We start from the raw sequence: 14,150 nt of genomic DNA, 5'->3' as shown, positions 1-14,150 counted from the left end.
CGCGCCGCGGTCCGATCGGGTCGCGCGGGGACGTGGGGGGCGATGGCGATGCGGGGTGGACGGATCCGGACGACGGTCCTGGCGGGGGCGCTGGGGATCGTCTGTGCGGTCACGACGGCGGGGGTGGCCTCGGCCGCCGCACCCGCCCCGGCCCCGGCGGGGGCGACGGTGGTGGGGACGAGGTCGGCCCGCTGTCCCGCGACGGTGGCCACCATCCAGGCCGCGGTGACCGCGGCGGCCCCGGGCGCCACGATCTTCGTGTGCGCCGGGACCTATCCGGAGCGGGTGTCGGTCACGAAGCCGGTGCGCCTGCTCGGCGCCCAGTACGGGCGCGACGCCCGGGCCGGGCGGACGACCGCGGCGGACGAGTCGGTGGTCACCGGCCCGACCGGGGGCTTCGTCGTCGGGCCCGTCGCCGGCGTCGTCATCGACGGCTTCACGATCACCGGCAGCGGCGCGGACGGCATCGACGCCTTCCAGCGGGGCTCCGGGTTCACGATCGTCAACAACGTCATCACCGGCAACGCCAACGGCATGAACGTCAACACCCCCGGGCCGGCGCCCTCGACGATCGCCCGGAACCGGATCGAGCGGAACAACGCGGTCGCGGCCGACGCGGGCGGCACCGGCGTGCTCATCACCTCGGGCGCCGCCAACGCGCTGACGATCTCCGACAACCTGTTCGGCGGGCACACCAGCGCCGCGGTGAACTCCATCGGCGATCCGGCGAGCCGCTCGAAGGGGCTCGTCGTCCGCGACAACCGCAGCGTCGACGACGCCACCCTGGTCGTCGTCAACAACGCCGACGGGGCCGTGGTCACCCGGAACATCGCGACGAAGTCGGCGAGCCTGCCGTCCGGCACAGGAATCTTCATCGTCGGCAACACCGACCGGCTGACCGTCAGCCGGAACGTCCTCACCGGCGGGAAGGGGAACGGGCTCTCGGCCAACGGGGCGGTGCCGTTCGCCGCCGCCCCGAGCACGAACCTGCTGATCGACACCAACACGATCCGTGGGCGCACGGGCACCGGCATCCAGATCAACGAGGGGTCGGGCACCGTCGTCGGCAACGTCGTGCAGTCCGCCGGCGTGAACGGCGTCGCTGCCGCCGCGACCGCCACGGGCATGCGCTTCGAGCGCAACGTGGCCACGGGCAGCGTCGGGAAGGACTGCGCCGACGCCTCGACGGGCGCCGGGACCCTGGGCACCGCGAACACCTGGGTGCGCAACGTCGGGCAGACCGCGACGCCGACCGGGTTGTGCATCCCCGGTCGGTAGGTGCGCTTCGCGCCCGTGAGCACTAAAGGTCGCGATCGCGACCTTTAGTGCTCACCTGCCGTCAGGCACCTTCGGCGTCGCCCTCCGCCTCGAGGAACGCCTCGCGCAGGGACTCGACGAGCGCCGGGTCCGGGTTCTCCCAGAGACCCCGGTCCACGGCCTCGAGGAGCCGCTCGGCCATGCCGTGCAGCGCCCACGGGTTGGCGTCGCGCAGGAACTGCCGGTTCTCCGGGTCGAGGACGTAGTTCTCGGTGAGCGAGCCGTACATCCAGTCGCTCACCGTCCCGGCGGTGGCGTCCCAGCCGAAGAGGTAGTCGACGGTCGCCGCCATCTCGAACGCGCCCTTGTACCCGTGCCGGCGCATCGCGGCCATCCAGCGCGGGTTCACCACGCGGGAGCGGAACACCCGCGCGGTCTCCTCGATGAGCGACCGGGTGCGCACCGCCTCGGGCCGCGTCGAGTCGCCGACGTAGGCGGCCGGCGCGGCCCCGGTGAGCGCGCGGACCGTGGCGATCATGCCGCCGTGGTACTGGTAGTAGTCGTCCGAGTCGGCGATGTCGTGCTCGCGGGTGTCGATGTTCTTCGCCGCCACCGCGATCCGCCGGTAGGCCGCGTTCATCTCCTCGACGGCCGACTCGCCGTGCCGGTCGCGGCCGTACGCGTGCCCGCCCCACGTCGTGTAGATCGCGGCGAGGTCGGCGTCGCCGCGCCAGTCCCGCGAGTCCATGGCCTGCAGCAGGCCGGCGCCGTAGGCCCCGGGCGGCGAGCCGAAGATGCGGGTGGTCGCGGCCTGCCAGGTGCTTCCCGACGACAGGTCGGCGCGGGCGTGGGCGGCGACGAAGTTGTCCTCGTCGGGCTCCTCCAGCCCGGCGACGAGCTGCACCGCGTCGTCCATCGTCGCCACCACGTGCGGGAACGCGTCGCGGAAGAACCCGCTGATCCGCAGCACGACGTCGACCCGCGGACGGCCCAGCTCCTCGGCGTCGACCACCTCGAGCCCGGTGACCCGTCGTGACGCCTCGTCCCACACCGGCCGCACGCCCATCAGCGCGAGCGCCTCGGCGACGTCGTCCCCGCTGGTCCGCATGGCGGCGGTCCCCCACAGCGACAGGCCCACACTGGTGGGCCACTCGCCCTCGTGGTCGTCGCGGTACCGCTCGAGCAGCGAGTCGGCCAGCATCTGACCGGTCTCCCACGCCAGGCGCGACGGGACCGCGCGCGGGTCGATCGAGTAGAAGTTCCGGCCGGTCGGCAGCACGTTGACCAGCCCGCGCAGCGGCGAGCCCGACGGTCCGGCCTTGACGTGCCCGCCGTCGAGGGCGTGCAGCACGCCGTCGATCTCCTCGGTGGTGCGGTCCAGGCGCGGGACGACCTCGGTCGCCGCGAAGCGCAGGATGCGCTCGACGGTCTCGTCGCGGCGGCCCAGCACCTCCAGGGCGACGTCGGCCCCGTCGTCGGGAGTCCAGTCCCGCTTCTCCATCCCGACGACGAGCGAGTGCGCGAGTTCCTCCGCGCGGTCGACGTCGATCCGGCTCGCGGCGCCCGCCGCCTCGTCGAGGCCCAGCGCCTCGCGCAGACCCGGCAGGGCCTGGGTCCCCGACCACATCTGCCGGGCCCGCAGCACCGCGAGCACCATGTCGACCCGCTCCTGGCCGGCCGGGGCTCGCCCGAGGATGTGCAGCCCGTCGCGGATCTGGGCGTCCTTGATCTCACAGAGCCAGCCGTCGAGATGCATGATGAAGTCGTCGAAGCGCTCGGCGTCGGGCTGGTCGTTCACCCCGAGGTCGGAGTCGAGCTTAGCGGCCTGGATGAGCTGCCAGATCTGCCCGCGGATCGCGTCGATCTTGCCGGGGTCCATCGCCTGGATGGACGCGTACTCGTCGAGCAGCTGCTCGAGCCGCGCGAGGTCGCCGTAGGACTCCGCGCGCGCCATCGGCGGCACGAGGTGGTCCACCAGGGTGGCGTGGGCGCGGCGCTTGGCCTGCGTGCCCTCCCCCGGGTCATTGACCAGGAACGGGTAGACCAGCGGCAGGTCGCCGAGGATCGGGTCGGGCGCGCAGGACGCGGACAGCGCCGCCGTCTTGCCCGGCAGCCACTCCAGGTTCCCGTGCTTGCCGACGTGGATCAGCGCGTCCGCGCCGAAGCCGCTCTGCAGCCAGCGGTAGGCGGCGAGGTAGTGGTGCGACGGCGGCAGGTCGGGGTCGTGGTAGATCGCGATCGGGTTCTCCCCGAACCCGCGCGGCGGCTGCATCATCACGACGACGTGGTCCCGCTCCAGCGCGGCGAGGACGATCGAGCCCTGGTCGAGGAACATCGAGCCCGGGGCGGCGCCCCAGTGCTCCTCGACGCCCTCGCGGAAGTCCTCGGGCAGGGTCGCGAACCAGGCGGTGTACTCGTCGGCGTCGATGCGGACCGGGTTGGCCGCCATCTGCTCCTCGGTCAGCCAGTCCTGGTCGTAGCCGCCGGCGTCGATGAGGGCGCGGATGAGCAGGTCCCCGTCGTGCTCCTCGAGACCGGGCACGTCCCCGACCCGGTAGCCGGCGTCGCGCATGGCGTGCAGCAGGCCCACGACGGAGGCCGGGGTGTCGAGACCGACGGCGTTGCCGATGCGGGCGTGCTTCGTCGGGTAGGCCGACAGGACGAGCGCGATCCTTTTGTCGGCGTTGGTGAGGTGGCGCAGGCGGCCGTGGCGGACCGCGAGACCGGCCACGCGGGCGGCGCGTTCGGGGTCGGCGACGTAGACGGGCAGGCCGTCGCCGTCGATCTCCTTGAAGGAGAACGGCACCGTGATGATCCGGCCGTCGAACTCCGGCACCGCGACCTGGTTGGCGGCGTCGAGCGGGCTGACCCCGTCGTCGTCGCCGAGCCACTCCTCGCGGGACCGGGTGAGACAGAGCGCCTGCAGGATCGGGACGTCGAGCGCGGCGAGCGCGCCGGTGTCCCACGACTCGTCGTCCTCGCCGGCGGACGCGGCGGCGGGCTTGGAGCCGCCGGCGGCGAGCACCGTCGTGATCAGGACGTCCGCGGTCTTCAGCACGTCGAGCAGCTCGGCGTCGGGGCTGCGCAGGCTGGAGCAGAACACCGGCTCCGGCACCCCGCCCGCGTCGACGACCGCACGGCACAGGGCGTCGACGAACGCCGTGTTCCCGGCCATGTGGTGGGCGCGGTAGTAGACGACGGCGACCCTCGGCCGCTGTGGCAGGAAAGCGTCGTTGCTGTCGTCCAGCGGCAGATTCGCCACATCGTCGGGCGTCCAACCCGGCAGACGGCCCCACGTCGGCAGCTCGGCCGGCGGCGCGAACCCGTGCCCGGTGAGCAGCACGGTGTCGGAGAGGAAGGCCGCGCACTCGCGCAGGTTGTCCGGGCCGCCCTGGGCGAGGTAGAGGTGCGCCTGGGTGGCGACGCCGATCGGGACGGTCGACGACTCCATGAGCTGCGCGTCGGGCGCCTGCTCCCCGCCGAGCACGACGACGGGCCGCGGCCCCGCGGCCAGCAGGTCGAGTCCGGTCTCCCACGACTGGCGCGAGCCGAGCAGGCGCACCACGACGAGGTCGACCCCGTCGAGCAGGCCGGGCAGGTCCGTCTCCGGGTCGATCCGCGACGGGTTGGCCCAGCGCCAGGTCAGGGCCTCGTCGGTCGCCCCGTCACTGCCCGCCCGGGCCGAGCGGAGGTCGGTGTCGGACGTCGAGAGGAGGAGGAGCACACGCAACATCTCATCATCTGCGCACACCGTGTGTCATCGGCCGTACTGTGTGGCCGATGCCCCGCACCCGCTCCCGACCCGACGCCTGCCCCGGCGCCTGGCGTCGCCACGACGCCGCCGACGGTGCACTCGCCCGGTTCCGGCCGGTCGGCGGGGCCACCACCGCCACCGAGCTCCGCCTGCTGGCGGGCGCGGCCGCGAGCGGCGGGTCGCCGATCGAACTGACCTCCCGGGGATCGTGGCAGGTGCGCGGCCTCGCCGGTACCACCGCGGACGACCTGGCCGACGCCCTGCGCTCCGACCGCCCGGACGCGCTGGTCGACCTGCTGGGCCGCGACGTGCCGTGCTCCATCATCGCCTCCCCCCGCTCGGGCGCCGTCGACCCGGTCGCGGGGGCGGTCGCCGACGGGCTGCGCGGGCGGGTGGACGTGCCCGGTCGGCTGCTGGTGGCGATCGAGGACTGGTCGGCCGCGAGCTCCGTGAGGGGAGGATCCGAGCGCTCTCGTGGCACGAGGGTTCCCCTCACGCCGGAGGGCGGGGCGGGCGGGGCGGGCGCGGGGGACGTCAGCGGGCAGGGCGGCGACGTCACGGTCGTGATCAACGGCCCCTCATCGGGCTCGCCGACCCCCGCCGACCCCGATGAGGGTCTTCTCGACAGAGCAACCGAGCACGCCGATAGGGGGTCCGCGGCGCTGCTGCTCGACGGCATCGACACCGGGCTGCGGCACGCCGACCCGGCCGCCCTCGCGCTGGCCGCCGTCGACGCGTTCACCGCGCACCGCGGGTCGGCCTGGCGGGTGCGCGAGCTCGACGACGCGGCCCGCGCGGCGGTCCTGGCCGCGCTGCGCGAGGTGACCACACCCGGCGTCGGGAAGACGGACGCGGGACCGGCGGACCCGACGCGCCTCGGCGCGGACGGCACCACGCTGGAGGTCCTCCCCCGGCTCGGCGAGGTCGACCTGCCGACGGTGATGGCGCTGCTCGAGCTGATGGACCGCGGCGCGACGCTGCGGGCGACCCCGTGGCGCACGCTCGTGCTGCGCGACGCGCCGCACGACGCCGTCGAGCACCTGACCGGGCTGGTGGAGACCGACCCGGCGTCGCGTTGGCGCGGGGTCTCGGCGTGCGTGGGGGCCCCGCGGTGCCGCAAGTCGCTGAGCGACGTCAGGGGCGACCTGGCGTCGGCGGTGGCGTCGGGGCACGTCGGCGGGCAGGTCCGGCAGCACTGGGTGGGCTGCGGTCGGGCGTGCGGGACACCGGGTGGCAGGGTCGCGGTGATCGAGGCGGTCCCGCGGACACAGGAGACGAGCGGCACGTACCGGACGGTCGTGCGGTCGGGGAAGGTGAACGGATGATCTCGGGCGACGTGGCTCGGACGGCGGACGTGATCCATGAGCCGGACTCGCGGGCGGTTCCCGCCTACGTGGTCGACGGCGACGAGATCTACCGGCGGTCCTTCGCGATCATCCGGTCCGAGGCCGAGCTGGGGCACCTGCCGGAGGACGCGCACGACCTCGTCGTCCGGATGATCCACTCCTGCGGCATGACCGACCTGGGGCTGGACACCGCGGTCACCCCCGGCGCCGTCGCCGCCGCGCACGCGGCGCTGCGGGACGGGGCGCCGGTGCTGTGCGACGCGATGATGGTCGCCTCGGGGATCACGCGGCGGTTCCTGCCCGCCGGCAACGACGTGGTGTGCACGCTGAACGACCCGGACGTCCCGGCCAAGGCCGCGCTCCTCGGGACGACGCGGTCGGCCGCCGCCCTGGACCTGTGGCTGCCGCTGCTGGAGGGGGCGGTCGTCGCGATCGGCAACGCTCCGACGGCCCTGTTCCGGCTGCTGGAGATGATCGAGGCCGGGGCGCCGCGACCCGCCGTCGTGCTGGGGCTGCCGGTCGGGTTCGTGGGCGCGATGGAGTCGAAGGCCGCCCTGGCCGCGCACCCCGCGGAGCTGGAGCACGTGGTGGTGCACGGGCGCCGGGGTGGCTCGGCGATGACGGTCGGCGCCGTGAACGCGCTCGCGCTCGGGGCCCGGGCATGACCGGTCGGGAGACGGAGCGCAGCGGAGCTCGACCCGGGACGGGTCGGCTGTTCGGCGTGGGTGTGGGTCCGGGTGACCCGGGGCTGATGACGGTGAAGGCGGTCGACCTGATCCGCGCCGCGGACGTCGTCGCCTACCACTGCGCCCGGCACGGTCGCTCCAACGCGCGCCGCATCGCGGCGGAGTACCTCGGCACGCAGATCGAGGAGGCCCTCACCTACCCGGTGACGACGGAGTCGGCCGAGGACTACCAGGGGCTGATCGACGCCTTCTACACCGAGGCCGCCGCCCGTCTCGCCGCGCACCTCGACGCCGGCCGCGACGTGGTGGTGCTCTCCGAGGGCGACCCGTTCTTCTACGGCTCCTACATGCACCTGCACAAGCGGCTGGCGCACCGCTACGCCGCCGAGGTCGTGCCCGGCGTGACCAGCGTGTCCGCCGCCGCCGCGACGCTCGGCACACCGCTGGTGGAGCGCGACGAGGTGCTCACCGTGCTCCCCGGCACGCTCCCGCCCGACGTGCTCGCGCGTCGGTTGGCGGACACCGACTCCGCGGCGGTGATGAAGCTGGGCCGGACGTTCACGGGGGTCCGGACGGCGCTGCGGACCGCCGGCCGCGCCGAGGAGGCCCGCTACGTCGAGCGCGCGAGCCAGGCCGAGGAACGTCAGGGTCGGCTCGAGGAGATCGACCCGGCGTCGGTGCCGTACTTCAGCGTCGGGATCGTGCCCTCGCGGGTGCACGTGGCGACGACGGAGCAGGCGCGGGCCGACGGGGTTCTCCGTAAAAGCAATGCCCTATCGGCGTGCTCCCCTGATTCTGCCGGCAAATCCAGTGCCAGGGACGCCACATCGTCGACCGGCCTCGTCACCGTCGTCGGGCTCGGTCCGGGCAGCCGCGACCGGCTCACGCCCGAGGCCTTCAGCGCCCTCACGGCCGCGGACGACGTCGTCGGCTACACCACCTACGTGGCCCGCGTGCCACACAACCCCCGCCAGAAGGTGCACGGGTCGGACAACAAGGTCGAGTCCGAGCGCGCCGCCTTCGCGCTGGACCTCGCCCGTTCCGGACGACGGGTCGCGGTGGTCTCCTCGGGCGACCCGGGGGTCTTCGCGATGGCCTCGGCCGTCGTCGAGGTGGCGGCCGAGGACTACCCCGACGTCGAGGTGCGGGTGCTCCCCGGCGTCACGGCGGCGCACGCCGTCGCGGCGCGGATCGGCGCCCCGCTGGGGCACGACTACGCGACGATCTCGCTGTCCGACCGGCTGAAGTCGTGGGAGGTCGTCGAGCGCCGCCTCGCCGCGGTGGCCGACGCCGACATGGTGATCGCGCTGTACAACCCGGCGTCGCGGTCCCGCACCTGGCAGGTCGAGGCCGCCAAGGAGATCCTGCTCAAGTACCGCGACGAGTCCACCCCGGTGATCATCGGGCGCGACGTGGACGGGCCCGAGGAGTCGGTGCGCGTCGTCGAGCTCGGCGCGCTGGTCCCGGCCGAGATCGACATGCGCACGCTGCTGATCGTCGGGTCGTCGCAGACCCGGTGGGTGGCCGACCGGGTGTTCTCGCCGCGGAGGTGGCCCACGGCCCCGTGAGCACTGCTCCAGCACGGAGGAGCGCTCATCGGCGCGGAGCGCGCCCTTGACACCGCTGTAAAGTCGCCTGCCATGGGCCTGCCCGCGCTCGAGGACCGCACCCTGCTGGCCGCGGTGGAGCGCGCGCTCGCCGTCGGGAATGCCGTCACCCAGACCGACCGGGCCGGGACCTGGACGCTGGAGCAGGCGTTCGAGCGGTCGCTGCGCCTCGGCGGCGGGCTCGGCGCGGGTGTCGACCGGCCGGTCGCGCTCCTGCTCGACAACTCCCTCGACGCGGTGCACGTGTGGCTCGGCGTCGTGCTGACGGGCGGGGTCGAGGTCCCGGTCAACACCGCCTACAAGGGCACCTTCCTCGCCCACGTGCTCCGCGACTGCGGGGCCGACACGCTCGTCGTCGAGGCCCACTACCTGGACCGGGTCGCCCGCGTGGCCGACGAGGTGCCGGCGCTGCACACGCTCGTGGTCCGCGGCCCGGTCGACGGGGACGTCCTCCCGCCCGAGCGCTTCCGCGTGATCGGGCTGGACGAGGTGGACGCCCCGGCGAGCCCGGTCCGTCGCCGCCCCGAGGACCTGCACGCGATCATGTACACGTCGGGGACCACCGGGCTCTCCAAGGGCGTCCTGGTCCCCCACGCGCACGCCTACACCTACGCCAGCCGCGAGCACCAGGAGCGGCCGCGCGCGGGCGACCGGGCGCTCGTCACGCTGCCGGTGTTCCACCTCGCGGGCCAGTGGTACGGCGTCTACCAGGCCCTCATCCACGCCATCCCGTGCGTGCTCGAGCCCGGGTTCTCGGTCGGCGGGTTCTGGCCGACGGTGCGCGAGCACGGCATCACGGTCACGGTGCTGCTGGGGGCGATGGCCGAGCTGCTCGCCCAGCGCGCGCCTGCTCCCGACGACGTCGACAACCCCCTGGAGCTCGCGATCATGGCGCCGCTCGCGGGCGACGTCGCGGCCTTCCGCCGCCGCTTCGGAGTGGAGCTCGCCGCCGTCTACGGCATGAGCGAGATCGGCGCGGTGCTCGACGGGCCGCCCGACACGGTGGTCGGGGGCGAGGCCGGCTTCCCGCGCGAGGGCTACGACCTGCGGCTGGTCGACGCCGAGGGTCACGACGTCGGGCCGGGGCGGATCGGCGAGCTCCTGGTGCGTCCGCAGGTGCCGCACACGGTGATGGCGGGCTACCACGGGCGGCCGGAGGAGACCGCCCGCGTCGTCCGCGACGGGTGGCTGCACACCGGCGACGCCTTCCGCGCCGACGAGGCCGGACGCTTCTACTTCTGCGACCGGATGAAGGACTCGTTGCGCCGCCGCGGCGAGAACGTGTCGAGCTTCGAGGTCGAGCGCACCGTCACCGAGCACCCGGCCGTCGCCGAGGCCGCCGTCGTCGCCGTGCCGTCGGAACTCAGCGAGGACGAGATCAAGGTCGTCGTCGTGCTCCAGCCCGACGCCGGGCTCGACCCGGTCGAGCTCACCGCCTTCCTCGTCGACCGGCTCCCCTACTTCATGGTGCCGCGCTACGTCGAGATCGCCGACGCCCTGCCGAAGACCCCGACCCACAAGGTGCAGAAGAACCTCCTGCGCGACGCCGGGGTCGGTCCGGCCACGTGGGACCGCGAGGCCGCCGGCATCCGCATCACCCGCGCAGGTGCCTCCGGCCTGTGAGCAGACATCCGTGTCCGGACACGGATGTCTGCTCACGGGGCCGCAGGCCACATCGAGGAGGAGCTGACCGTGCGCCGTGTGCTGATCGCCAACCGCGGGGAGATCGCCGTCCGGATCGCCGACGCCGTCGCGGCGCTCGGGCTCGAGGCGGTGTTCGTGCACGCCGCGGACGAGCCGGCGCCCGACGGTGTGGCTTTCCTGCCACTGGATGCAAGCAACGACGCTTTCCTGCCACGGGGGTTGCGGCTCCCCGGCACCGGGCCTGCCGCGTACCTCGACGTCGACGTGGTTATTGCGGCGGCGAAGGAGGCCGGCGCCGACGCGGTGCACCCCGGCTACGGGTTCCTCTCCGAGAACCCGGCGCTGGCCCGTGCCTGCGAGGACGCCGGGATCGTGTTCGTCGGCCCCTCCCCCGCCACGCTCGAGGAGTTCGGCGACAAGGCCCGGGCGCGCGAGCGCGCGGCGGAGCTCGGCGTGCCGGTCCTCGACGACGATGGCACCACACCCGTCGTCGTGAAGGCCGTGTCCGGCGGGGGCGGGCGGGGCATGCGAGTCGTCCGGGACCGGACCGAGCTCGACGAGGCCCGCCGGGCGGCGGCCGCGGAGGCCAAGGCCGCGTTCGGCGACGACCGGGTGTTCGTCGAGCGCTACCTCGAGGGTGCGCGGCACGTCGAGGTGCAGCTGCTCGGCGACTCCCGCGAGGTCGTGGTGCTCGCCGACCGCGACTGCAGCCTGCAGCGTCGGCACCAGAAGATGGTGGAGATCGCTCCGGCGCCGGACCTCCCCGACGACGTCCGGGCCCGGCTCCACGAGCACGCACACGCCCTCGGTACCTCCACCGAGCTCCGGGGACTCGCGACCGTCGAGTTCCTCGTCGCCGGCGCCGAGGTCGCGTTCCTCGAGGTCAACCCGCGTCTGCAGGTGGAGCACACGGTCACCGAGGAGGTGCTCGGCGTCGACCTCGTGGTGGCCGCCCTCCGGGTCGCCGACGGGGCCCGGCTCGCCGACCTCGCCCTCCCGACGGTCCCACGCGGCGTGGCCGTCCAGGCCCGGGTGTGCGCCGAGACGCTCGGCGCCGACGCCTCGGTGCGCAGCACGGCGGGCACGCTCACCCGCTTCACGCCGCCGTCCGGGCGGGGCGTGCGGGTGGACACGCACGGTCGGGCGGGGCTCGTCGTCGACCCGCGGTACGACTCGCTGCTCGCCAAGGTCGTGGTGCACGACGCCGACCTGCCCCGCGCCCTCGCCCACCTCGACCGGGCGCTCGCGACGTTCGACCTCGACGGGGTCCCGACGACGATCCCGGTGCTGCGGGCGCTCCTCGCCCGCCCGGAGGTGCTCGCGCCCGACACAGGACTGGTCGAGCGGCTGCTCCCCGAGATCGTGAGGGGAGGATCCGAGCGCTCTATCGGCACGAGGGTTCCCCTCACGCCGGACGGGCAGGAAGGCGCGGCGCTCCGGGCGGAGATGGCCGGCACCGTCGTCGCGGTCGAGGCCGAGCCCGGACACACCGTCGCCGCCGGCGCACCCGTCGTCGTGCTCGAGGCGATGAAGATGGAGCACGTCCTCGGTGCACCGGCGGGCGGCACGGTCACGGCCGTGCGGGTCGCGGTCGGGGACGTCGTGGCCGAGGGCGACGTGCTCGCGCTGCTGGAGCCCGGGGACCACGACACCGCCGCAGCCGAGAACGCCGACGTCGACCCCGACCACGTCCGCCCCGACCTGGCCGAGGTGCTCGACCGGCGCCGCCTCACCGCCGACGAGGCCCGCCCGGCCGCCGTGACCCGCCGTCGGGACGCCGGTCGACGCACCGCCCGCGAGAACGTGGCCGACCTCTGCGACGAGGGCACGTTCGTCGAGTACGGCGCCTTCGCCGTGGCCGCGCAGCGGAAGCGGCGCACGCTGCAGGACCTGCGGGAACGCACCCCGGCGGACGGGATCGTCACCGGGATCGGCGCCGTCGACGGCCGGCGCGTGGTGGTCCTCGCCTACGACTACACCGTCCTCGCCGGCACCCAGGGCGTCCTCTCGCACGCCAAGACCGACCGCGCCCTGCAGCTCGCGCTCGACCACGACCTGCCCGTCGTCCTGTTCGCCGAGGGCGGCGGCGGACGGCCCGGGGAGACCGACACGATCGCGGTCGCCCAGCTCGACGTCCCGACGTTCGCCCTGTTCGCGCAGCTCTCGGGGCGGGTCCCGACGGTGGCCGTGGTCGCCGGGTACTGCTTCGCCGGGAATGCCGCGCTCGCCGGCTGCGCCGACCTCGTCGTCGCGGTCGAGGGCGCGAACCTCGGGATGGGCGGCCCGGCCATGATCGCGGGCGGCGGGCTGGGCGAGGTCGACCCGCACGACGTCGGGCCGACGGCCGTCCAGGTCCCGAACGGCGTCGTCGACGTGCTGGTCGACGACGAGGCGGCCGCGGTCGGGGTGGCCCGGCGCTACCTCGCGCTCGACCGCGTCGTCCCCGGCGAGCGACCCGACCAGCGGCGGCTCCGCCACGTCGTCCCGGAGAACCGGCTGCGCGTCTACGACGTCCGGGCGGCGGTCGACGCGCTGGTCGACTCGGGGTCGGTGCTGGAGCTGCGGCCGCGGTACGGGGTCGGGGTCGTGACGGCGTTCGCGCGGCTGGCGGGGCGGCCCATCGGGCTGATGGCGAACGACCCGCGTCGGCTCGGCGGCGCGATCGACGCGGAGGCCGCGGAGAAGGCGGCGCGGTTCCTGCAGCTCTGCGACGCCCGCGGGCTGCCGGTGGTCTCGCTGTGCGACACCCCGGGCTTCATGGTCGGTCCCGACGCCGAGGCCACCGCGACGGTCCGGCGTTTCTCGCGGATGTTCGTGACCGGCGCGAACCTCCGGGTCCCGGTGGTGTGCGTCGTCCTGCGCAAGGCCTACGGACTCGGCGCGATGGCGATGGCCGGCGGGTCGATGCGGGTGCCGGTGGCGACGGTCGCGTGGCCGAGCGGCGAGTTCGGCGGGATGGGGCTCGAGGGCGCGGTGCGCCTCGGCTACGCGAAGGAACTGGCCGCCCTTCCCGACGACGGGTCGCGGCAGGCCCGCTACGACGAGCTCGTCGCGGCCCTCTACGAGCAGGGCAAGGCCCTGTCGGCCGCCGAGGTGGTGGAGATCGACGACGTGATCGACCCGGCCGACACCGCCGCCGTCGTGCTCGCCGCCCTCGACGCGGCCGACGGTCCGCTGCCGCCGCGCCGGACGATCGTCGACACCCGGTGAGCCACCCGGTGAGCCACCCGGTCAGCACCCGCGAGGCGATCCTCGCGGGTGCGGAGGGCGTACTCGTGCGCCGCGGCGTGGACGCGGCGTCGGTCGGCGAGCTGGCGGAGGCCGCCGGGGTCACGCGCCCGACGGTCTACGCGCACTTCCCGGGCGGCAAGGCCGACGTGGTGGCCGCGCTGGTCGCCCGGGTCCGCGACGACGTCCTGGCCGCGCAGGAGATCCGGGACACCGCCGACCCCCTGGCCATCGCCCGACGGGCCATCACCGACTACCTCGATCTCACGGTGCGCCACCGCCGGGTGCTCGAGGTCCTCGCCCAGCTCGCGCGCACCGACCCCGCGTACTCCTCGGTGCAGGCCGAGCTGCTCGACCGCGTGCACCGGCGCAACGCCCGGTTCCTCACCCGCCTGGCGGCCGAGGGTCGGGCGGCGCCCGTCATGGCACCGATGCACGTCTCGGAGGCGATCACCGGCGTCGTCCGACGGTTCGCGGAGCGGATCGACGAGGACCCGGAGGTGCGCGGCGACCTGGTCGAGGCCGCGGTGGCGGCGTACGTGGCGCTGGGTGGCCTGCGGCCCTGTGAGTAGTCATCCGTGCTGGGGCACGGAAAAGTACTCACGGGGCGAAGCCACCTTGAGTGTGC

Annotated in this window: 8 protein-coding genes; 7 read left to right on the top strand and 1 reads right to left on the bottom strand. The window is 74.4% G+C overall.

Annotated elements, in window-relative coordinates; genetic code table 11:
* Nucleotides 1-42 precede the first annotated feature (42 nt).
* Nucleotides 43-1,278 carry a right-handed parallel beta-helix repeat-containing protein gene (locus tag BJ983_RS04635; RefSeq protein WP_179792743.1) on the top strand — a complete coding sequence of 412 codons (1,236 nt, stop codon included), beginning with the start codon at nt 43-45 and terminating at the stop codon, nt 1,276-1,278.
* 61 nt (nt 1,279-1,339) lie between these two features.
* Here BJ983_RS04635 and cobN read toward each other — a convergent pair whose 3' ends face one another.
* On the bottom strand, nt 1,340-4,981 hold the full coding sequence (gene cobN / locus BJ983_RS04630) for a cobaltochelatase subunit CobN (RefSeq protein ID WP_179792742.1): 3,642 nt from the start codon (nt 4,979-4,981) through the stop codon (nt 1,340-1,342).
* 56 nt (nt 4,982-5,037) lie between these two features.
* On the opposite strand from cobN, the gene BJ983_RS04625 reads away from it, so the two are divergent.
* The 6 genes from BJ983_RS04625 (at nt 5,038) to BJ983_RS04600 (ending at nt 14,094) form a co-directional block, all read left to right on the top strand.
* Nucleotides 5,038-6,336 (top strand): hypothetical protein, encoded by a 1,299-nt coding sequence (locus BJ983_RS04625; RefSeq protein ID WP_179792741.1) that lies wholly within the window; start codon nt 5,038-5,040, stop codon nt 6,334-6,336.
* On the top strand, nt 6,333-7,022 hold the full coding sequence (locus BJ983_RS04620) for a precorrin-8X methylmutase (RefSeq protein ID WP_218890108.1): 690 nt from the start codon (nt 6,333-6,335) through the stop codon (nt 7,020-7,022). Before BJ983_RS04625 ends, BJ983_RS04620 begins: the two co-directional genes overlap by 4 nt.
* 86 nt (nt 7,023-7,108) lie before the next feature.
* Entirely contained in the window at nt 7,109-8,611 is a 1,503-nt protein-coding gene (gene cobJ / locus BJ983_RS04615) for a precorrin-3B C(17)-methyltransferase (protein WP_246325527.1), read from the top strand.
* Nucleotides 8,612-8,683: 72 nt separating this feature from the next.
* On the top strand, nt 8,684-10,273 hold the full coding sequence (locus BJ983_RS04610) for an AMP-binding protein (RefSeq protein WP_179792739.1): 1,590 nt from the start codon (nt 8,684-8,686) through the stop codon (nt 10,271-10,273).
* 69 nt (nt 10,274-10,342) lie between these two features.
* Complete coding sequence (locus tag BJ983_RS04605) at nt 10,343-13,504, top strand: carboxyl transferase domain-containing protein (RefSeq protein WP_179792738.1); 3,162 nt, start codon at nt 10,343-10,345, stop codon at nt 13,502-13,504.
* Entirely contained in the window at nt 13,501-14,094 is a 594-nt protein-coding gene (locus BJ983_RS04600) for a TetR family transcriptional regulator (protein ID WP_218890104.1), read from the top strand. The genes BJ983_RS04605 and BJ983_RS04600 overlap by 4 nt, the downstream gene beginning before the upstream one ends.
* Nucleotides 14,095-14,150 lie beyond the last annotated feature (56 nt).

The sequence above is a fragment of the Actinomycetospora corticicola genome (assembly GCF_013409505.1).
Classification (GTDB): Bacteria; Actinomycetota; Actinomycetes; order Mycobacteriales; family Pseudonocardiaceae; genus Actinomycetospora; species Actinomycetospora corticicola.
The sequence above is the reverse complement of the archived record's forward strand: the minus strand, read 5'-3'. Positions and strand labels throughout refer to the sequence as shown.